The sequence below is a fragment of the Pseudonocardia sp. ZF1 genome (assembly GCF_056835605.1).
Genome location: NZ_JAJNBY010000001.1, coordinates 5,327,638 through 5,347,226, shown reverse-complemented (window position 1 = coordinate 5,347,226; position 19,589 = coordinate 5,327,638). Strand labels below are relative to the sequence as shown.

The following is a 19,589-nucleotide window of genomic DNA, read 5'->3' as shown; positions in this document are numbered from 1 at the left end:
CCCATGGGATCGGCACTGTTCGACACCGTCCTGGTCGCGAACCGCGGCGAGATCGCGGTCCGCGTCATCCGCACCCTGCGCTCGCTGGGCGTCCGGTCGGTCGCCGTGTACTCCGACGCCGACGCCGCGGCCCCGCACGTCCGCGCCGCCGACGAGGCCGTCCGGATCGGCCCGGCCGCCGCCGGCGAGTCCTACCTGTCGGTGGAGAACGTGATCGCCGCCGCCCGGGCGACCGGTGCGCAGGCGATCCACCCCGGCTACGGCTTCCTGTCCGAGAACACCGCGTTCGCCGCCGCCTGCGAACAGGCGGGGATCGCCTTCGTCGGGCCGCCGTCGTCGGCGATCGAGGCGATGGGCGACAAGATCCGCGCCAAGCAGACCGTCGCCAAGGCCGGGGTCCCGGTCGTGCCCGGCTCCGACGGCTCCGGCCTCACCGACGACGACCTGGCCTCCGTCGTCGCCGACATCGGCTACCCGGTGCTGCTCAAGCCGTCCGCGGGCGGCGGGGGCAAGGGCATGCGCGAGGTGCACTCACCGGAGCAGCTGGCCGACGCGATCGCCGGTGCGCGCCGCGAGGCCCGCGGCTCCTTCGGCGACGACACCCTGCTCGTCGAGCGGCTGGTCACCACGCCGCGGCACATCGAGATCCAGGTGATGGCCGACGCGCACGGCGCCGTCGTGCACCTCGGCGAGCGCGAGTGCTCGCTGCAGCGCCGCCACCAGAAGATCATCGAGGAGGCGCCGTCGGCTCTGCTCACCCCCGCGCAGCGCGACGAGATGGGCCGCGCCGCCTGCGAGGCCGCCCGCAGCGTCGGTTACACCGGCGCCGGGACCGTCGAGTTCATCGTGAGCTCGGACCGTCCCGACGAGTTCTTCTTCCTCGAGATGAACACCCGCCTGCAGGTCGAGCACCCGGTCACCGAGGAGGTCACCGGCCTGGACCTGGTCGAGCTGCAGCTGCGCGTCGCCGCGGGGGAGCCGCTGCCGATCACCCAGGACGACGTGGTGCTCACCGGGCACGCGATGGAGGCCCGCGTGTACGCCGAGGCCACCGCCGTGTCCGGCGACGCGCTCACCTTCCTCCCCTCCGGCGGGCCGGTGCTGGACTGGACGCCGCCGCCCGGGGTGCGGGTCGACGCCGGGATCGAGACCGGCACCGTCGTCGGGTCCGACTACGACCCGATGCTGGCCAAGGTCATCGCCCACGGCGCGACCCGCGACGAGGCGCTGCGCCGGCTCGACGCCGCGCTCCGCGACACGGTACTGCTCGGGATCGACTCCAACATCGGGTTCCTCCGGGCCCTGCTCGCCGACGACGACGTCCGCGCCGGTGACCTCGACACCGGGCTGATCGCCCGGCGCGGCGCCGCGCTCGTCGACGACACGGTGCCCGCCGACGTCCTCGGTGCGGTCGCGGGTCTCGGGCTGCTGCGCCGGGAGCCGGCCGGGCCCGTGGTGGACCCCTTCGACGTCCCCGGTGGCTGGCGGGTCGGGGAGCCCGCCTGGACGGTGAGCCGCCTGGTCACCGGTGGCGCCGACGGCGCCGTCGAGGTTCGGGCCCGCGGCCGGGCGGCCGGGTTCGACCTGGCGCTGCCCGCCGCCGATGGAACCGCGGACGGGGACGCGGGGGACACCGCCGTCCCGGCGTCGGCGACACCCGCCGCGGCCGCCGCCCGCTGCCGCACCGCCGCCGTCGCACCGGGGGTCGTGGAGCACACCCAGGACGGCCGCACCCGCCGGTTCGCCGTCGCCGAGGGTGCCGACGGGGTCGTCTGGATCGGCCGTGACGGGCACGCCTGGGGCGTGCGCGAGCAGGCGCCGACGGAGGCCGCCGCGGCCGCCGGCGGTGCGGGCGGGCCGGTCGTCTCGCCGATGCCGGGGACGGTGACCGTCGTCGAGGTCGCCGACGGGGACGCCGTCGTCGCAGGTCAGAAGCTGGTCGTCGTCGAGGCCATGAAGATGGAACACGTGCTCACCGCCCCCGTCGACGGGACGGTGCGCGAGCTGAGGGCCCGGGCCGGAGCCACCGTCGCGAAGGACGCGGTGCTGCTCGTGGTCGAGCCCGCCACCCAGGAGGAGCAGGCATGACCACCGCCCAGGACGCCACCACCGCCGAGGAGTACGAGGCGCTGCGCGCCTCGGTCGAGGAGTTCGCCCGCAAGGAGGTCGCGCCGGTCATCGGCGACCTCTACATCCGCGAGGAGTTCCCCTACGACATCACCGCCAAGATGGGCGAGATGGGCCTGTTCGGCCTCCCCGTCCCCGAGTCCTACGGCGGCATGGGCGGCGACTACCACGCCCTCTGCCTGGCCCTGGAGGAGCTCGCCCGGGTCGACTCCTCGGTCGCGATCACCGTGGAGGCCGGCGTCGGGCTCGGTGCCATGCCGATCCTGCGCTTCGGCACCGACGAGCAGAAGGCGCGCTGGCTGCCCGACCTGGCCGCGGGCCGCACGCTCGGCGCGTTCGGCCTCACCGAGCCCGGCGGTGGCTCCGACGCCGGCGCCACCCGCACCACCGCCCGCCTCGACGGCGACGAGTGGGTGATCAACGGGTCGAAGTGCTTCATCACCAACTCCGGCACCGACATCACCTCGGTCGTCACCGTCACCGCCGTCACCGGCGAGAAGCCCGACGGCCGCAAGGAGATCTCGGCGATCCTCGTCCCGGCGGGCACGCCCGGGTTCACGGTGAGCGAGAAGTACTCCAAGGTCGGCTGGAACTGCTCCGACACCCGCGAGCTCTTCTTCGACGACGTCCGCGTCCCCGAGGCGAACCTGCTCGGCGAGCGCGGCCGCGGCTACGCCCAGTTCCTGTCCATCCTCGACGAGGGTCGGGTCGCGATCGCGGCGCTGGCGACCGGGCTGGCCCAGGGCTGCGTCGACGAGTCCGTCCGCTACGCCGGTGAGCGCGAGGCGTTCGGGAACACCATCGGCTCCTACCAGGCGATCCAGTTCAAGATCGCCGACATGGAGGCCCGCGCGCACACCGCCCGGCTGGCCTGGCAGCACGCCGCGCGGCTGCTCGTCGCGGGGGAGCCGTTCAAGAAGGAGGCGGCGATCGCCAAGCTCGTCTCGTCGAACGCCGCGATGGACAACGCGCGCGACGCCACCCAGATCTTCGGCGGCTACGGCTTCATGAACGAGTACCCGGTCGGGCGGTTCTACCGCGACGCCAAGATCCTCGAGGTCGGCGAGGGCACCTCCGAGGTGCAGAAGATGCTGATCGCGCGGCACCTGGGCCTGTAGCGACGATCCGTTCGGTCCCCGAACGACATTCCCGTCACGCGCGTGACGACCGTGATGCGGTGCCGCGCGCGTGACGGGGGTAGACCGGTGTCATGAGCAACGAGGTCAACCACCAGGTACGGCTCGCCGCACGCCCGCAGGGCACCCCCGGCCCGGAGGTGTGGGAGCACACCACCGAGCCGGTGCCCGAGCCCGGCGAGGGCCGCATCGTCGTCCGGGTCAGCCACATCTCGCTGGACCCGGCGATGCGCGGCTGGATGAACGAGGGGCGTTCGTACGCGCCCCCGGTCGGGATCGGCGAGGTGATGCGCGCGCTCGGCCTCGGTGAGGTCGTCGCCTCCAGGAACACGGACTTCGCCGTCGGCGACACCGTCACCGGTGTGCTCGGCGTGCAGGAGTACGTGGAGAGCGACGGCCGCGGCCTGCAGAAGGTCTCCCCGACCGCGGACGTGCCGCCGGAGCGCTACCTCGCGCTGCTCGGCATGACCGGCATGACCGCCTACTTCGGGCTGTTCGACGTCGGTGCGCTGAAGGAGGGCGACACGGTCGTCGTCTCCGGTGCGGCCGGGGCCGTCGGGTCGGTGGTCGGGCAGCTCGCGAAGGTCAAGGGCGCCCGGGTCGTCGGCATCGCGGGCGGCCCCGAGAAGTGTGCGTGGATCACCGGCGAGCTCGGGTTCGACGCCGCGATCGACTACCGCTCCGAGAACGTGTCGCAGCGCCTGAAGGAGCTCGCCCCCGAGGGCGTCGACGTGTACTTCGACAACGTCGGCGGGGACATCCTCGACGCCGTGCTCGGCAGGCTCGCGATGCACGCCCGCGTCGTCATCTGCGGCGCGATCAGCCAGTACAACGCCGAGGGCGGCATGACCGGCCCGAAGAACTACATGAACCTGCTGGTCAACCGGGCCCGCATGGAGGGTTTCCTGGTCGGCGACTACCTCCCCCGCTGGGGCGAGGCGGGCACGGAGCTCGCCGGCTGGCTCGCCGAGGGCCGCCTGCGCAGCCGTGAGGACGTCGTCGACGGCACCGTCGCGGACTTCCCGGAGGTCTTCCTCAAGCTCTTCCGCGGCGAGAACACCGGCAAGCTCGTGCTCCGGCTGAACCGGGCCTGACCCCGGCGTGCACCATGGCGGGGTGCGCCCCGCCATGGCCCGGACCGCCGTCGTCGTCTCGGGGGCGGCGATCCTCGTCGTCGAGACCCTCGCGACCCGGCTCGTCGCGCCCTACGTCGGACTGACGCTCGAGTCGACCACCGCCGTGATCGGGGTGGCCCTCGCCGGGATCGCGGCGGGCGCCTCGCTGGGTGGGCGGTGGGCCGACGAGCGCGACCCGGTGGCGGTCGCCGCGCTGATGATGGTCGTCGGCGGGCTGGGCACGCTGGCCGTGCGGCCGGTGGTCCGGCTGCTCGGGCCGCTGCTCGGGGCCGGGCCGTACGCCGCCGTGGTGCTCGTCGCCGCGTCCACCCTGGTCTCGGTGACGGCGCTCGCCGCGGTCACCCCGGCCGTCACCAAGGCCCGGCTGACCGGGCTGGACCGCTCCGGCGAGGTCGTCGGCGGGCTGTCCGCGGCAGGCACCCTCGGGTCGCTCGCCGGGACCTTCCTCACCGGGTTCGTGCTGGTCGCGCTGCTGCCGGTGAGCGCGATCCTGCTGGTCACCGCGGCCGCCTGCCTCGTGCTCGGGCTCGTCCTGGCGCCCCGGCGCCGGCGCTCGGACATCGCGAAGGGTGGTGCCGCGGCACTGCTGCTGGCCGTCGCGCTCGTCGCGCTGCCGGGGCGTTGCGACGCCGACACCACCTACTACTGCGCCGCCGTCCGGACCGACCCCGCGGACCCGGCCGGTCGTTATCTGGTGCTCGACGACCTGCGCCACTCCTACGTCCGCCTCGGCGACCCCGCGCACCTGGAGTTCGCCTACACGAAGCGGTTCGCCGCGGCCGTCGACACCGCGTTCGGACAGGGGCGCCCGGTCGACGCGGTGCACATCGGCGGCGGCGCGCTGACCATGCCGCGCTGGCTCGCCGCGACCCGCCCCGGCAGCACCTCGACCGTGCTGGAGCTGGACCAGGGCGTGATCGACCTCGGCGTCCGCTCCCTGGACGCGGGCGGGATCCCCGGCACCACCGTGCGCACCGGCGACGCCCGGGTGAACCTCGCCGCGCTGCCCGACGACTCCGCCGACCTGGTCGTCGGCGATGCCTTCGGCGCCCGCTCGGTGCCCTGGCACCTGTCCACCGCGGAGTTCCTCGACGAGGTGGCGCGGGTGCTGCGCCCGGGCGGGCTCTACGTCCTCAACGTGATCGACCGGTACCCGCTCGACCTGGTGAAGGCCGCCACCGCGACCGTCGAGTCCCGGTTCGCGACGACGATGCTCCTCGCCCGCCCCGACGAGTTCGCCCCCGGCGGGGGCGGGAACGTCGTGGTCGTCGCCTCGGACCGGCCGCTCGACCCGGCCGCCCTCGGTGCCGCCGTCGCCCGTTCCGAGCCGGCCGGCACGGTCCTCGACCCGGCCCGCACCGCCGCGTTCACCGCGGGGGCCCCGGTCCTGACCGACGACCGCGCCCCGGTGGACCAGCTGATCACCACCGGGCTGGCGGGATAGGACGCCCCCTCCGCGCCCCGGGGTGCCGTGCCCCGCCCAGCTCGGCGTCCCGCTGCGCCGAGATGCAGCTCAGCGGGACTTGTGGATCTCCAGCGCCCGCTCAGCTGCATCTCGGCGCCGGTGATCCGAGCACGGACGAATCGTCGGCCTGCCGGCCCGTTCGTCGAGATGCAGCCCGGGGTGGTCCGCAGACCGCCGTGACGACCCTCAGCTCCATCTCGTCGGTGGAACCGGTCCGGGCTCGGACGACTCGGGGCGTCGCCGAGCAGCCGCGCGGGAGGCCGGGGCACCGGGAGGCGAGGCTCATCGGGAGGTGAGGCCCGGCCGCGCGGGGTCCGGATCACGCTAGGGTCGGCGACGGGGTCCGGTGGGCCCCGTCGGACGATCGAGGGGGAGACGGGCGTGGCGACCTGGGAGGACCTGAAGGCCTACGTCGTGGTCCGGTACGAGATCGTCCGCCAGGGTGCGGACGAGCTGCGGTTCCGGCTGCCGACGACCGAGGACCGGGACCAGCTCGTCGTCGTGAAGCGGGTGCGGGAGGGTGCGGGCCGCCCCGGCGTCGAGGTCACCGACGCGGCGGCCGCGGTCGCCGACCCGGACCAGGAGTGGGTGCAGATCGAGTCCCCGGTCGCGCGGCTCGGCGAGGTCGACCTCGGCCGCGCCCTGGAGCTCGCGGGGCCGTCGGTGGTCGGTGGGCTGGCCGCGGAGGAGGGCGTCGTGGTGTTCCGGCACTCGATCCCGCTCGGCCCGGCCGCGCTGGACGGGTTCGAGTTCCCGTTCCGCCAGGTCGTCCACCTCGCCGACGAGCTGGAGCACGCGCTCACCGGGCGCGACGACCACTGAGGTCGGGCCGTGCGGCCGCCGTCACACTTGACCTGAAGTCCGGTTCAGCTATCAGGCTGCGGGCATGGCCGACTACACGCTTCCGGACCTGCCCTACGACTACTCCGCGCTCGCCCCGCACATCGCGCCCGAGATCATGGAGCTGCACCACTCCAAGCACCACAACACCTACGTCCAGGGCCTCAACACCACCCTCGACAAGCTCGCCGACGCCCGCGACAAGAACGACTTCGGCGCCATCGTCGGACTCGAGAAGACCCTCGCGTTCAACCTCGGCGGCCACGTCAACCACTCCGCCTTCTGGAACAACCTCTCCCCCGACGGCGGCGACAAGCCCACCGGCGACCTCGCCGCCGCCATCGACGCCGACTTCGGCTCCTTCGACGGCTTCCAGGCCCACTTCACCGCCGCCGCCACCACCATCCAGGGCTCCGGCTGGGCCGTCCTCGGCCACGACCGGCTCGGCGACCGCCTGCTCATCCACCAGCTCTACGACCAGCAGTCCCAGCTCCCCGCCGGCCAGACCCCCATCGTCCTGCTCGACATGTGGGAGCACGCCTTCTACCTGCAGTACAAGAACGTCAAGCCCGACTACGTCAAGGCCTGGTGGAACGTCGTCGACTGGGCCGACGCCGCCGAGCGGTTCGCCCGGGCGCGGGCGTGACGGTCGCCGATCCGGCCGGGGGCCTGCGGGCGGCGTTCCGTGGGCACCCCGCCGGAGTCGCCGTGCTCACCGCGACCGGGCCCGACGGGCCGGTCGGGATGACGGCGTCGTCGGTCGCCTCGGTCGGGGTGGACCCGCCCGCGGTGTCGTTCTCGACCGCCCGTGACTCGCGGCTGGCCGGTGCGCTCGCCGGGGGCGGGACGGTCGTCGTGCACCTGCTCGACGACACCGACACCGGTCTCGCGACGGCGTTCGCGGTCCCGGGCGCGGAACGGTTCGGAGCCGGTGTCCGGTGGATGGCCCTGCCGACCGGGGAGCCGTGGCTGGTCGACGTGGGCACCGCGCTGCGCTGCCGGGTCCTGTCGGTCACCGAGGTCGGCGCGTCGCTGCTGGTCGCGGCCGAGGTCGTCGAGCTGCTCGGGCTGCGCCGTCGCGGCCGACCCCTGGTGTGGGTCGGACGGGCCTACCGCGGCGTCCCCGTCGAGGACGAGGACGCGGTCACAGTGGCTGCGGATGCACGTCCAGCGCCTGGTCGATCACCGTACGCAGACGGTTGAGCAGCTCGTCGGCCTCGCTCCAGGTGACCGCGCCGGTCGCGACGCCGTGGCGCAGCTCCTCGGCGATGGTGCGGGCGAATCCGGTGGACCAGGTGTGACGGGGGTCGATGCTCCGCATGGACGAATATTGCCCTACGCGACCTGCGGCGTTCACCCCGGGTGCTCGTTTCGTTCACAGCGCGTGTGCGACAGGGTGGGCGAAATCGGTGACGTCCGGCGATGCACACCGCGGGGACGCGGGGCGGTCCGCGGGCCGGCCGGTGACGCACCGGCGACGACGATGGTCCGATCGGCGGGACCCGGCGCACCCGCGGGTGGCCCCGCGGCGTCGTCCCCGGGGGGTCGGATCGACGATTCGCCCGGTGTGCGTCACGATGATCGCCCGGCCCCCGGGCGAATCGATCCAGACGGAGTGTGCGCGTGACCACCTCGGAGTACAGCAGCATCACGCCCGGGGACCTGGCCATCGACACGCTCGGCCCGGCCCGCATCACCTCGCCGCTGGCGCCGCTGCTCGACGCCCGCCGCACCACCGAGCACTACGTCGACGCCGGTGACCGGGTCCTGCTCGACGACACCGCCGCCGGGATCCGCGCCCGCGGCGTCGAACCGGAGGAGCTGCCGGGCCTGGAGCCGTGCGGGCCGCGCCGGCAGATCTACTTCGACCCGTCGAAGACCCGCGCCGGGATCGTCACCTGCGGCGGACTGTGCCCGGGGCTCAACGACGTCATCTCCGGCCTGGTCCGCACCCTGACCTACCACTACGGCGTGCGCCGGGTCGTCGGCTTCCGCAACGGCTACCGCGGCTTCGTCTCCTCCTACGGCCACGACGTCGTCGAGCTGAGCCCGGAGTCGGTGCGCGACATCCCGGTCGACGGCGGCACCTTCCTCGGCACCTCGCGCGGCCCGCAGGACCCCGAGGAGATCGTCGACTGCCTCGAGCAGATGCACCTCAACGTGCTGTTCGTGATCGGCGGCGACGGCACCATGCGCGGCGCGATGGAGATCGCCAGGGTGGTGGGGGAGCGGGGGCTGCGGATCGCCGTCGTCGGGATCCCGAAGACGATCGACAACGACATCCCGTTCATCGACCAGTCCTTCGGCTTCCAGACGGCGTTCTCCCAGGCCAGCGAGGCCATCCGGTCGGTCACGGTGGAGGCCAAGTCCACCCCCGGCGGCGTCGGCCTGGTCAAGCTGATGGGCCGGCACTCCGGCTTCATCGCCTGCTACGCCTCGCTCGTGCGGTCCGACGCCGACGCCGTCCTGATCCCCGAGGTGCCCTTCGAGCTGGACGGCGAGACCGGTCTGCTGAACCACCTGCGACGACGGGTGTCCCAGCGCGGGCACGCGGTCGTCGTCGTCGCGGAGGGGGCGGGGCAGGAGATGCTGCCGCCGGTCGGGCGCACCGACGCCTCCGGCAACGCGAAGCTCTCCGACGTCGGCCCCTGGCTCAAGGAGCGCATCGCCGACTCCTTCGCCGACGCCGGGATGGAGACCACCGTCCGCTACGTCGACCCGAGCTACATCATCCGCAGCGTCCCCGCGAACCCCTACGACAGCGTCTACACCGTCCGGCTGTCCCAGGCCGCGGTGCACGCCGCCATGTCCGGGCGCACCGCGATGGTGGTCGGACGGGTGCGGCGCCGGTTCGTGCACATCCCGATGAGCCTGGCCGTCAGCCGTCGCAACCAGGTCGACCCGCACGGCGACCTGTGGATGGCCGTGCTGGAGTCGACCGGGCAGCCGTGGCGCTTCGGCGAGGACTCCGGAGCACCGACCCGGGCCCCGCACACCTGACCGGCGTCCTAGTTGAGGTGGGCCCGGTGCTTCATCGCCTCGGTGCGCACCTGGTCCAGCACGTCGGCGCCCGAGCGCGATCCGCGCCCCGGACCGTCCACCCAGGACTCCATCAGCCGGGCCGCCTCGTCCCAGCGGGCCTGCGCGGCGAGCACCTCGCCGAGCTCGCGGATGAGCTCCGGGCCCTGGTGGCGCAGGCCCAGCCGCATCCGGAGTACCCACTCCAGGCCGTCGTGGTCGCGGGAGCGGCCGTAGGTCGCACGCAGGTTCTCCAGCATCCGGGCGAGGATCTGGCGGGTCGAGGTCCGCGGCAGCATGCCCGCGTCGAAGGGCACCTCCGGGCCGGCGCCCGTCGTCGCGCGGAAGAGCTCCTCGCAGCCCGCCGGGTCGAGCCGCCTGCCGCCGTCGAAGGCGTCGACGAGGCGCTGGGTGCCGGGCACCCGCACCAGGAAGTGCCCGGGCATGCCGACGCCCTCCAGCGGTACCCCGGCCCGGCGGCCCACCTCGATCGCGACGACCGACAGGGTGATCGGGATGCCGGTGCGGCGTTCGAGGACGTCGGGCAGGAAGGAGTTGCGCGGGTCGGCGTAGTCGGCGGAGTTGCCGCGGAACCCGGCCTCGGTGAACAACCGGTGCAGCAGCGACTCGAAGCCGGTGACACCGTCGGCGAGCTCGTCGAGCGTGGCGCGGGCCCGTGCGGTGGACACCGCCGCGACCTCCGGATCCGGGGCGGCGCCGGCGGCGATCGCCAGTGCGGCCTCGTCGAGCGGCGGTTCGGGCCCGGTCACCATCCGCAGGAAGCGGGTCACCGGGTCGGCGCGGTCGTGCCGGGTCACCCCGGGACCGTACCGGGATTCACGGGGGCGACATCGTGACGCGCACGACCGTGCCCGTCACCTGACCGGGGTCGTCCTCCGCGGTCCACACCTGCAGCACGTCCGACAGCTCCGAGGCCAGCCACATCCCCCGGCCGCGGTTCCCGGCGACCGGTGGCGCGGCGAGCCCGGGGAACGCGAGCCGGCACGTCGCGGCGTCGCTCATCTCCGAGACCAGCCCCGCCTCGGTGCGCCACATCCGCAGGACCGGGTTACCCGACCCGTGCTCGACGCCGTTGCTGATCAGCTCGTTGACTGCCAGCACGAGGTCGGAGGTCCGGCTGGGCCCCAGCCCGGACAGCTCGGCCTGCCGCTCGACGACGCGCCGCATCGACCCGAGGTCGTCCAAGGTCACCGGCAGCGTCACGATCGCCGGCCCCAGCTCGTCCGGCGGGCACTGCGGGTTCTCGGCCAGCAGCTCGTGGTCGTCGCGCCGGCAGCCGCTCGGGACCGGGGCGCCGTCCACGAGGAACTCGTCGTGCAGGGCCCCGGCGTGCGCGCGGTCGGCCTCGACGTCGGGGAAGCAGCACAGCAGCTCGACGGGCAGCGCGCGCAGGGCGTGCGAGAGGGCGAGGTCGAGGCGGGTCCAGTAGGCGGCGTCCGCGCCGGGCAGCTCGACCGGCTGGCCGACCGTGCACACCCCGGACGCGCCGTCGGCCAGCGCTTCGCGCACCGCGCGGCTCCAGCGCCCCGCGACCGTGAACGGCGGGGCCGAGTGCATCCGGTCCGGCGTGCGGAACTCCACCCCGGCGTCGTGGCCGAGGGAGCGGCGCAGCACCGCGGCACACCGCGGGTCGACGACCACGAGCGCGCGACGGCCCGACTCCAGCGCCTCGGTCACCGGTGCGGTGAGGGCGGCGGCCTGGTGCTCGGGATCCCGGTACGGCACGGCCCGGTGGACGAGGCCGTCCGGGTCGGGACGCGGGGTGGTGGTGGTGGTGGTCATCGGCGGTCGGGGGCGGTCGGGGTCATGGGGCGTAGGCCTTCCACGTCGAAGCTGTGCCCATCTGCTCAAGGCGGCTCCTGACGAGGTGACCTTAACCAAGCCGCACCGGTCGTGCGGTGCGGGGCGTGTGTGTTCGACGACGTCGCACCCCCCGGCGGCCCGCGGTGCGGTAGGGAAAGCTGGAAACGGATCACCCATCACCTACCACGAACGGAGTGACAGATGCGCGTCTTCGACGGAGTGGACGAGCTGCGGGCGGCCAAGGGGACCGAGATCGGGACCTCGCCCTGGCTGACCGTCACGCAGGAGCGGATCGACGGTTTCGCCGACGCCACCGACGACCACCAGTGGATCCACGTCGACGCCGAGCGGGCCGCGTCCGGACCGTTCGGCGCCACGATCGCCCACGGCTTCCTGTCGCTGTCGCTGCTGCCCAAGCTGGTCCAGTCCGTCTACAAGGTGGACGGGGTCACGATGGGCGTGAACTACGGCCTCAACAAGGTCCGGTTCACCAGCCCGCTGCCGGTGGGCAGCCGGATCCGCGCCCGGGTCGAGCTGACCGACGTCAGCGACGTCTCCGGCGGCGTCCAGCTCACCATCGGCGTGACCGTCGAGGTCGAGGGATCCGAGAAGCCCGCCCTGGTCGCCGAATGGCTGACCCGGCAGTTCGTCTAGGAGGAGAGAACCCATGCGTGATGCGGTGATCTGCGAGCCGCTGCGGACCCCGGTCGGCGGGTTCGGGGGGTCGCTGCGCGACGTCCCGGCCCACACCCTCGCCGCGACCGTGATCCGCGCCCTGATGGAGCGGACCGGGCTGGACCCCGACGTCGTCGAGGACGTCGTGCTGGGCCACTGCTACCCGACGATGGACGCCCCGGCGATCGGACGGGTCGCCGCGCTCGACGCCGGCCTGCCGGTGACCGCGGGCGGCATCCAGATCGACCGCCGCTGCGGCTCGGGCCTGCAGGCCGTGCTCTACGCGGCCGGCCAGGTCCGGACGGGCGCGGCGGAGGTCGTGCTGGCCGGCGGTGCCGAGTCGATGTCGGGCGCGTCGTTCTACTCCACCGGGATGCGCTGGGGGGTCAAGGGCGGCCCCGGCGTGATGCTGAACGACTCGCTGGCCCGCGGCCGCGTCACCGCCGGCGGGAAGAACTTCCCGGTGCCGGGCGGCATGCTGGAGACCGCGGAGAACCTGCGCCGCGACTACGCGATCGGTCGCGCCGAGCAGGACGAGTACGCCGTCCGCTCGCACCACCGGGCGGCGGCCGCGCAGGAGTCCGGGGTGTTCGCCGAGGAGATCGTCCCGGTGACCGTGCCCGGCCGGAAGGGCGACACCGTCGTCGAGCGCGACGAGCACGTCCGCCCCGACTCGACGGTCGAGAAGCTGGCGACGCTGCGCCCGATCCTGGGCAAGGACGATCCGGACGCCACCGTGACCGCGGGCAACGCGTCGGGCCAGAACGACGGCGCCGCGATCTGCGTGGTGACCAGCCCGGAGAAGGCCGCCGAGCTCGGACTGCGCCCGCTGGCGAAGGTCGTGTCCTGGGGCCTGGGCGGGGTCCCGCCCAAGACGATGGGCATCGGCCCGGTCCCGGCGACGGCCAAGACGCTGGACGCGGCCGGGCTGACCCTGGCCGACATCGACCTGATCGAGCTGAACGAGGCGTTCGCGGCGCAGGTCCTGGCCTGCACGCGGGAGTGGAAGTTCACCGACGCCGACTTCGAGCGCACCAACGTGCACGGCTCGGGGATCTCGATGGGGCACCCGGTCGGCGCCACCGGCGGCCGCATCCTGGCCACGCTCACCCGGGAGATGGTGCGTCGCGACGCCCGCTACGGGCTGGAGACGATGTGCATCGGCGGCGGCCAGGGGCTCGCCGCGGTGTTCGAGAAGGTGTGACCCGTAGCCGGGGCGGCCGTGCACGGCCGCCCCGGCGACCGGTCAGTGCCCGGCGTTCTTCGCGCGCTCGTAGGACGCCTTGATCTCGCGCTCGGCGTCGGCCCGGCCGACCCAGGACGCGCCCTCGACGCTCTTGCCCGGCTCGAGGGTCTTGTAGATCTCGAAGAAGTGCTGGATCTCCGCCCGGTCGAACTCGGCCAGGTGGTGGATGTCGCGCAGGTGCTCCTGGCGGGGGTCGTCCGAGGGGACGCAGAGGACCTTGTCGTCGCCGCCCTTCTCGTCCTTCATCCGGAACATGCCGATCGCGCGGGAGCGGATGACGCACCCGGGGAAGGTCGGCTCCTGCACCAGGACCAGGGCGTCCAGCGGGTCCCCGTCCTCGCCCAGGGTGTCGTCGATGAACCCGTAGTCGGCGGGGTACTGGGTGGCGGTGAACAGGGTGCGGTCGAGCCGGATACGTCCGGTCTCGTGATCGACCTCGTACTTGTTCCGGCCGCCCTTGGGGATTTCGATGGTGACGTCGAAGTCCACGGTTCGTTGCTCCTTGAAGAGGGTCAGCGGTCTTGTGTCACGGCTCCACCGGATCCGGGGCGGGGCCGCTGGCCCGCCCGCTCCGGCGGTGTCGGTGCTGCCCCCTAGTGTGAGGGACCGGGTGGGCGCGGGTGCACGCCGGTGAGGGCGGAGCGGGCCGATGTGGCCCGCGTCGCACCACCGTGCGGGCAGGTCGGCCGCCGGACGAGCAGGTACAGGAGGGTCCGTGGGACGCAGGCATCGCCGGCCGGAGCGCAGCTACCGGCGGTTCGCCGTGGTCGCGGTCGCGGTGATGGCACTGGCCTCGCTGTTCGGCGCCGTCGCCCTGGCCGGGCCGGACGCCCGCAGCTCGTTCGGGCTCGGCACCACCGCCACCCAGTACCCGCCGGTCCCGATGCCCGCGCTGCGCCCGCTCACACCGACGGCGCCGGTGCCGAGTGCCGCCGGGATCACCCAGGCCCTGTCCTCCCAGCTCGACGCGCCCGAGCTCGGCGAGGTCACCGGGGTCGTCATGGACTCCGCGGCCCCGCGCGGGGTGAAGCCGATCTGGGAGCGCGACGGCGACCGCGGCATGGTCCCCGGCTCCACGACGAAGCTGCTCACCGCCGCGGCCGCGCTGCTGTCGCTGAACCCGACCGACCGGCTCGCGACCCGGGTCGTGCCCGGTCCGTCCCCGGACTCGGTCGTCCTCGTCGGGTCCGGCGACCCGTCGCTGACCGCGCTGCCCGACGGGCAGGACGGGCTCTACCCGGAGCCCGCGCGGATCGCCGACCTCGCCGAGCAGGTGAAGAAGGCCGTCGGCCGCCCGATCACGACGGTCTACACCGACGCGAGCCTCTGGAAGGGTCCGGCCGAGTCCCCGGGCTGGGGGCCCACCGACGTCGCGGACGGCTACGTCGCCCCGATGTCGGCGCTGATGCTCGACGGCGGGCGCACCGACCCGCTGCAGCAGGACGGCCCGCGCAGCACCGACCCCGCCGCGGCCGCCGGGAAGGCGCTGGCCCGCGCGCTCGGCGCCTCCGACGTCCGCGAGGGCGTCGCCGCCGCGAACGCGCCGGTGCTGGGCAGCGTGTCCTCCCCGCCGATCGCGAGCCTCATCGAGTACATGCTCACCGCCTCGGACAACGTCACGGCCGAGGCGATGGCCCGCCAGGTCGCGGTGTCCAAGGACGGCGAGGCCTCGTTCGACGGCGCCTCGAAGGCCGTCACCGAGGCGCTGGTCCAGGCCGGCTACGACGTGTCCGGGCTGCAGCTCGCCGACGGCAGCGGCCTGTCCCGGGACAACCTGATCCCGGCCCGGCTGCTCGGCGCGGTGCTGTCCTCGGCCGCCGCCCAGTCCGACAGCCCGACCGACGTGCAGTTCCTGCGCCCGATCCTCACCGGGCTCCCGGTCGCCGGCGGTGGCGGGACGCTCGCCGACCGGTTCGGCGACCCGCGGTCGGTCGCCGGGCGCGGTGTCGTGCGCGCCAAGACCGGCACGCTGTCCGGCGCCTCCAGCCTCGCCGGGGTCGTCACCGACGTCGACGGCAGGCTGCTGGTGTTCGCGCTGCTGTCCAACGGCACCTCGCCCGCCGACGCCCGGCCCGCGCTGGACCGCATCGCGGCGACGCTGTCGCGCTGCGGCTGCCGCGGCTGACCCGGTCTCGCGCACCCGTCGTCGCGGGTAGCGTGGGACGCATGGAGACCGACACGACCGGCCCGGTCACCGGCCGCCCCCGGCCCGACATCACCGGCGCCGGGCTGCCGGTGAACTGGTCCCTGGCCGCGTCGACGGCGGCATCGCTGATGCCCGCCGGGCCCCGCACCACCCCCGCGGTGGCGGGCGCGCTGGTGGAGCGCCTGCGCACCGACTCCGCCCGCGCCGAGGGACACGTCCGCGAGGTCACCGGCCTCGGGGCGGACCTGCCGCTGCTGCCCGCCGACGTGCTGGACCGGCCCGCCTGGGCGCGTGCCGCCGTCGGGGGGATGGAGGCGCTGACCTCCGGCGCCCGGCTGCCCGACTCGCCGTGGCCGCTGCGCACGGTCACCGCGGCCGGCTCGGGGATGCAGCTCGGCGCGCTGCTCGCCTACATGGGTGCCCGCGTGCTCGGCCAGTACGACCCGTTCGGCGGGCCCGGCGGGGCGGGGCGGCTCATCGTCGTCGCCCCGAACGTCTACGCCGCCTCGCGCTCACTCGACGTCGACGGCGACCAGTTCGGCCTCTGGGTCTGCCTGCACGAGGCCACCCACCGGCTCCAGTTCACCGCGGTGCCGTGGCTGCGCGACCACTTCTCCGGGCTGGTCACCGAGCTGCTGTCGCTGCAGGAACCGGACACCGCGCGGCTCGCCCGGCTGCCCGACGCGATCCGCGCGCTGCGCGGCGAGGACGGCCGCAAGGCCGACGTGCTCGCGCTCGTCGAGCTGCTGCAGGGCCCCGAGCAGCGGGCCGTGCTCGACCGGCTGCTCGCCCTGTCGACCCTGCTGGAGGGGCACGCCGACCACGTCATGGACGCCGTCGGGCCGGACGTGGTCCCCGACGTCGCGCTCATCCGGCGCCGGTTCACCGAGCGCCGCCGCGGCGGCGGGCTGATCGACCGGATCCTGCGCGCGCTTCTCGGGGTCGAGGCGAAGATGCGCCAGTACGCCGTCGGCGCCGCGTTCTGCCGGGCCGTCGAGCGCGAGGCCGGGATGGCCGGGATCAACCGGGTCTGGGAGTCGCCGGAGACGCTGCCGACCCGCGCCGAGCTGGACGACCCCGCCGCGTGGCTGCGCCGCGTCGCCTGACGGGTCACGGGCCCGCCGGGGCCGGCCGGGTCCGGCGTGCCGTGCGGGCCGCACTGGACCGACTGCCCGGCGACGTGGCGGCCGCCCCCCCGCTGGTCGCCTGCTCCGGCGGGGCCGACTCCACCGCGCTGGTGCTCGCCGTCCGGGAGGCGGTCGAGGGGCCGGTGCACGCCGCCGTCGTCGACCACGGGCTGCAGGACGGGTCCGCGGAGCGCTCGGCGGGGCTCGCCACGCTGCTGCGCGGGCTCGGGGTGACGGCGACGGTGCACCCGGTCGTCGTCGGCGCCGCGGGCGGCCCCGAGGCCGCGGCCCGGGCCGCCCGGTACGCGGCGCTGCGGGCGGCGCGGCCGACGCCGTCGTCGCCGGTGCTGCTCGGGCACACCCTCGACGACCAGGCCGAGACGGTCCTGCTGGGCCTCGGCCGGGGCTCCGGGGCCCGGTCGCTGTCCGGGATGCGCGAGTGGACCGAGCCGTGGCTGCGCCCGCTGCTCGGGGTGCGCCGGGCCGACACCGTCGCCGCCTGCGCGGTCGCCGGCGTCGCGGCCTGGGCCGACCCGCAGAACGCCGACCCCCGCTTCGTCCGCTCCCGGCTGCGCCACGAGGTGCTGCCGCTGCTGGAGGACGTCCTGGGCGGCGGGGTCGCGGCCGCGCTCGCCCGCACCGCGGACCAGCTCCACGACGACGACGCCGCCCTCTCCGTCGCCGCGGCCCGGCTGCTGTCCGCGGCCCGCGTGGCCACGGACGGTGAGCGGAATGCACCGGCGGGGGGGCCCGGGCCGGGTGATTCCGGCGACAACGGCTCACCACCGGGTACCGCCGTGACCGACCCCACCGGGGCCGCGGCGGGGGTCGGGGAGGCCCTCGGCACCGCGCTCGACACCGGTGTACTGGCCGCTGCCGAGCCCGCCGTACGGCGCCGGGTCCTGCGGGAATGGCTCGCCGGAGCGGGCGCGCGGGCCCTCACCGACGCGCAGCTGCGGGCGGCCGACGACCTCGTCGGGGCCTGGCGCGGGCAGGGCGGACCGGCGGTGGGCGGCGGCTTGGTGCTGACCCGCGCCCGTGGCAGGCTCGTGCTGCGCCGCCGCAGCCGGCCGCGTGACCGGGCGTGACCGCGGGTCCGGTGCACAGGGTCGACCGGACCGCCACACGGTCCGTGCGAGGGGGTCGGGTGTACGACGGGGACATCTCCTCGGTGTTGGTCACCGAGGAGCAGGTGCGCGAGAAGACCGCGGAGCTGGCGCAGCAGATCGCCGGTGACTACGCCGACCTCGTGCGCGACGGCCGCGAGTCCGACCTCGTGCTGATCGGCGTCCTCAAGGGCGCCGTCATGTTCATGACCGACTTCGCCCGCGCGCTGCCCATCCCGGCCCAGCTGGAGTTCATGGCGGTGAGCTCCTACGGCTCGTCGACCTCGTCGTCGGGCGTCGTGCGGATCCTCAAGGACCTCGACCGCGACATCGCCGGGCGGCACGTGCTGATCGTCGAGGACATCATCGACTCGGGGCTGACCCTGAACTGGCTGCTGGGCAACCTGCAGACCCGCTCGCCCGCGTCGCTGGAGGTCGTGACGCTGCTCCGCAAGCCGGACGCGGTGAAGGTCGACGTCCCGGTCCGTTACGTCGGCTTCGACATCCCGAACGAGTTCGTCGTCGGCTACGGCCTCGACTACGCCGAGCGCTACCGCGACCTGCCCTACATCGGCACGCTCGACCCGTCGGTCTACGCCTGAGCGCGGCTCAGCCGAGCCCGGGCCCGGCCGGTGTGGCCAGCGCGCGCGGGTCCACCCCGGCCGGGGCCGCGGTGAACGCGGGTCCGCCGGCGAGTGCCAGACCGGCCGGACCGTCGGTGCGGGCGGCGTAGTCCAACGCCCTCGCCAGGTCGGTGTACTCGATGCTGGGCAGGTCGTCGGTGGTGGTGAGGCTGGACAGCACGCCGATCGCGCGGCCCTGTGCGTCGAGCAGCGGGCTGCCCGACTCCCCGGCGACGCCGTCCTGCACGGCGAACACCGCGTGTCCCCAGCCGCCACCGACCTCGGCGGCGGCCGCACCGGCGCGCACCCCGACCGTGCGGACGCCGCCGGCGCCCGGCGGGTTGGTCAGGCCGTAGACCGGGGTGCCGGCGGGCAGCGGCGCGGTGCGGACCGCGCCGGGACCGCCGAAGAACGGCACCGCGGCACCCACCGAGGGGCGGGCGCCCGCGGGCAGCTCGACGAGCGCGAGGTCGTTGTAGGCGCAGGCGTCGGGGTCGCGCTCCCCGCGGGCCTGCATGGTGTTCCACGAGCTCCACGCCAGCGTCCCGGTGACCGTGCCGTCGCGGCCGTGCACCAGCACCGGGGTGCCCAGCGGCACCGCGTCGGAGGTGCAGCCGTCGGTCTCGGTCTCGTCGCCGGTGCCGCCGCAGTGCGCGGCCTGCCCGAGGAAGGTGCGCTCGCCCGCGGTGAACACGAACCCGGCCGTGCACAGGCCCGCGCCGGTGGTCTCGGTGACGGTCCCCGGGCCGATCGACCCCGGCCCCGCGACGACGGCCGGGTGCGGCACGAGGTCGCTCGCCTCGGCCCGGGCGGTGGTCGCCGGCGGCGCGGTCACGACCGGCGGCGTCGGTGCGGCGGCCGCGGGCGGCGGGATCACGGGCACGGCGGCGGCCGTCCCCACCGGCACGGTGAACACCGCCAGTGCCGCCGCGGCGGCGAGACCGGCGGCGAGCACCGACACCGTCCGCCGGGGTCCGGCCACCGCGTGCAGCGCCATCCGATCGTCCCTCCCGACCCGCAGACCATCGCCGCTGGACCGGACGGAGCAGGGCGCCGCTGCCCTCCGCCGCCGTCCCGGTACCGAGCGTGCTGCACAGTTGTCCCACACCACGGTGTCGAC

The 19,589-nt window shown here is 74.6% G+C and carries 19 protein-coding genes; 14 read left to right on the top strand and 5 right to left on the bottom strand.

The window, feature by feature from the left end:
- Window positions 1-3 precede the first annotated feature (3 nt).
- The 7 genes from ZF1_RS25710 (at window position 4) to ZF1_RS25680 (ending at window position 7,907) form a co-directional block, all read left to right on the top strand.
- On the top strand, window positions 4-2,088 hold the full coding sequence (locus ZF1_RS25710; RefSeq protein ID WP_482638523.1) for an acetyl/propionyl/methylcrotonyl-CoA carboxylase subunit alpha: 2,085 nt from the start codon (window positions 4-6) through the stop codon (window positions 2,086-2,088).
- Window positions 2,085-3,245, top strand: a complete 1,161-nt coding sequence (locus tag ZF1_RS25705) for an acyl-CoA dehydrogenase family protein (RefSeq protein WP_350663677.1) — start codon at window positions 2,085-2,087, stop codon at window positions 3,243-3,245. The genes ZF1_RS25710 and ZF1_RS25705 overlap by 4 nt, the downstream gene beginning before the upstream one ends.
- Window positions 3,246-3,337: 92 nt before the next feature.
- The gene (locus ZF1_RS25700) at window positions 3,338-4,357 is read left to right on the top strand and encodes an NADP-dependent oxidoreductase (protein ID WP_208821624.1); all 1,020 of its coding nucleotides are present in this window, start codon (window positions 3,338-3,340) and stop codon (window positions 4,355-4,357) included.
- A gap of 22 nt (window positions 4,358-4,379) precedes the next feature.
- Entirely contained in the window at window positions 4,380-5,843 is a 1,464-nt protein-coding gene (locus tag ZF1_RS25695; protein ID WP_482638522.1) for a fused MFS/spermidine synthase, read from the top strand.
- A 402-nt stretch (window positions 5,844-6,245) separates the two neighbouring features.
- Complete coding sequence (locus tag ZF1_RS25690; RefSeq protein WP_020627019.1) at window positions 6,246-6,686, top strand: hypothetical protein; 441 nt, start codon at window positions 6,246-6,248, stop codon at window positions 6,684-6,686.
- A 64-nt stretch (window positions 6,687-6,750) separates the two neighbouring features.
- Window positions 6,751-7,350 carry a superoxide dismutase gene (locus tag ZF1_RS25685; protein ID WP_482638521.1) on the top strand — a complete coding sequence of 200 codons (600 nt, stop codon included), beginning with the start codon at window positions 6,751-6,753 and terminating at the stop codon, window positions 7,348-7,350.
- Entirely contained in the window at window positions 7,347-7,907 is a 561-nt protein-coding gene (locus ZF1_RS25680; RefSeq protein WP_405421184.1) for a flavin reductase family protein, read from the top strand. Before ZF1_RS25685 ends, ZF1_RS25680 begins: the two co-directional genes overlap by 4 nt.
- Here ZF1_RS25680 and ZF1_RS25675 read toward each other — a convergent pair.
- Complete coding sequence (locus tag ZF1_RS25675; RefSeq protein WP_168172146.1) at window positions 7,849-8,025, bottom strand: hypothetical protein; 177 nt, start codon at window positions 8,023-8,025, stop codon at window positions 7,849-7,851. The genes ZF1_RS25680 and ZF1_RS25675 overlap by 59 nt on opposite strands.
- Window positions 8,026-8,327: 302 nt before the next feature.
- On the opposite strand from ZF1_RS25675, the gene ZF1_RS25670 reads away from it, so the two are divergent.
- Window positions 8,328-9,704 (top strand): ATP-dependent 6-phosphofructokinase, encoded by a 1,377-nt coding sequence (locus tag ZF1_RS25670; protein WP_224401228.1) that lies wholly within the window; start codon window positions 8,328-8,330, stop codon window positions 9,702-9,704.
- Window positions 9,705-9,712: 8 nt separating this feature from the next.
- Here the strand turns inward: ZF1_RS25670 and ZF1_RS25665 are convergent, their stop codons facing one another.
- A complete protein-coding gene (locus ZF1_RS25665; protein WP_346106335.1) occupies window positions 9,713-10,540 on the bottom strand; it encodes a SirB1 family protein in 828 nt (275 codons plus the stop codon).
- Between the two features lie 19 nt (window positions 10,541-10,559).
- The gene (locus tag ZF1_RS25660; protein WP_346106333.1) at window positions 10,560-11,525 is read right to left on the bottom strand and encodes an ATP-binding protein; all 966 of its coding nucleotides are present in this window, start codon (window positions 11,523-11,525) and stop codon (window positions 10,560-10,562) included.
- A gap of 222 nt (window positions 11,526-11,747) precedes the next feature.
- On the opposite strand from ZF1_RS25660, the gene ZF1_RS25655 reads away from it, so the two are divergent.
- Together ZF1_RS25655 and ZF1_RS25650 are read left to right on the top strand one after the other, a co-directional pair.
- Window positions 11,748-12,200 (top strand): MaoC family dehydratase, encoded by a 453-nt coding sequence (locus tag ZF1_RS25655; RefSeq protein WP_346106331.1) that lies wholly within the window; start codon window positions 11,748-11,750, stop codon window positions 12,198-12,200.
- 13 nt (window positions 12,201-12,213) lie between these two features.
- Entirely contained in the window at window positions 12,214-13,425 is a 1,212-nt protein-coding gene (locus ZF1_RS25650) for an acetyl-CoA C-acetyltransferase (RefSeq protein ID WP_482638520.1), read from the top strand.
- Between the two features lie 42 nt (window positions 13,426-13,467).
- Here the strand turns inward: ZF1_RS25650 and ZF1_RS25645 are convergent, their stop codons facing one another.
- Window positions 13,468-13,956, bottom strand: a complete 489-nt coding sequence (locus ZF1_RS25645) for an inorganic diphosphatase (RefSeq protein ID WP_073576771.1) — start codon at window positions 13,954-13,956, stop codon at window positions 13,468-13,470.
- Between the two features lie 226 nt (window positions 13,957-14,182).
- Here ZF1_RS25645 and dacB point away from each other — a divergent pair, with 226 nt between their 5' ends.
- Genes dacB through hpt form a run of 4 tightly spaced genes read left to right on the top strand, consistent with a single transcriptional unit; the run spans window position 14,183 to window position 18,448 of the window.
- Window positions 14,183-15,592: a D-alanyl-D-alanine carboxypeptidase/D-alanyl-D-alanine endopeptidase gene (dacB, locus tag ZF1_RS25640; RefSeq protein ID WP_062398478.1), complete on the top strand. Its 1,410-nt coding sequence runs from the start codon at window positions 14,183-14,185 to the stop codon at window positions 15,590-15,592.
- 41 nt (window positions 15,593-15,633) lie between these two features.
- Complete coding sequence (locus ZF1_RS25635; RefSeq protein WP_346106326.1) at window positions 15,634-16,719, top strand: zinc-dependent metalloprotease; 1,086 nt, start codon at window positions 15,634-15,636, stop codon at window positions 16,717-16,719.
- Window positions 16,716-17,828 carry a tRNA lysidine(34) synthetase TilS gene (tilS, locus tag ZF1_RS25630; protein WP_346864537.1) on the top strand — a complete coding sequence of 371 codons (1,113 nt, stop codon included), beginning with the start codon at window positions 16,716-16,718 and terminating at the stop codon, window positions 17,826-17,828. Before ZF1_RS25635 ends, tilS begins: the two co-directional genes overlap by 4 nt.
- Window positions 17,829-17,887: 59 nt before the next feature.
- Complete coding sequence (gene hpt / locus ZF1_RS25625; RefSeq protein ID WP_020623080.1) at window positions 17,888-18,448, top strand: hypoxanthine phosphoribosyltransferase; 561 nt, start codon at window positions 17,888-17,890, stop codon at window positions 18,446-18,448.
- A gap of 7 nt (window positions 18,449-18,455) precedes the next feature.
- On the opposite strand, the gene ZF1_RS25620 is transcribed toward hpt, so the two are convergent.
- A complete protein-coding gene (locus ZF1_RS25620) occupies window positions 18,456-19,466 on the bottom strand; it encodes a serine protease (RefSeq protein ID WP_346106323.1) in 1,011 nt (336 codons plus the stop codon).
- Window positions 19,467-19,589: the final 123 nt, after the last annotated feature.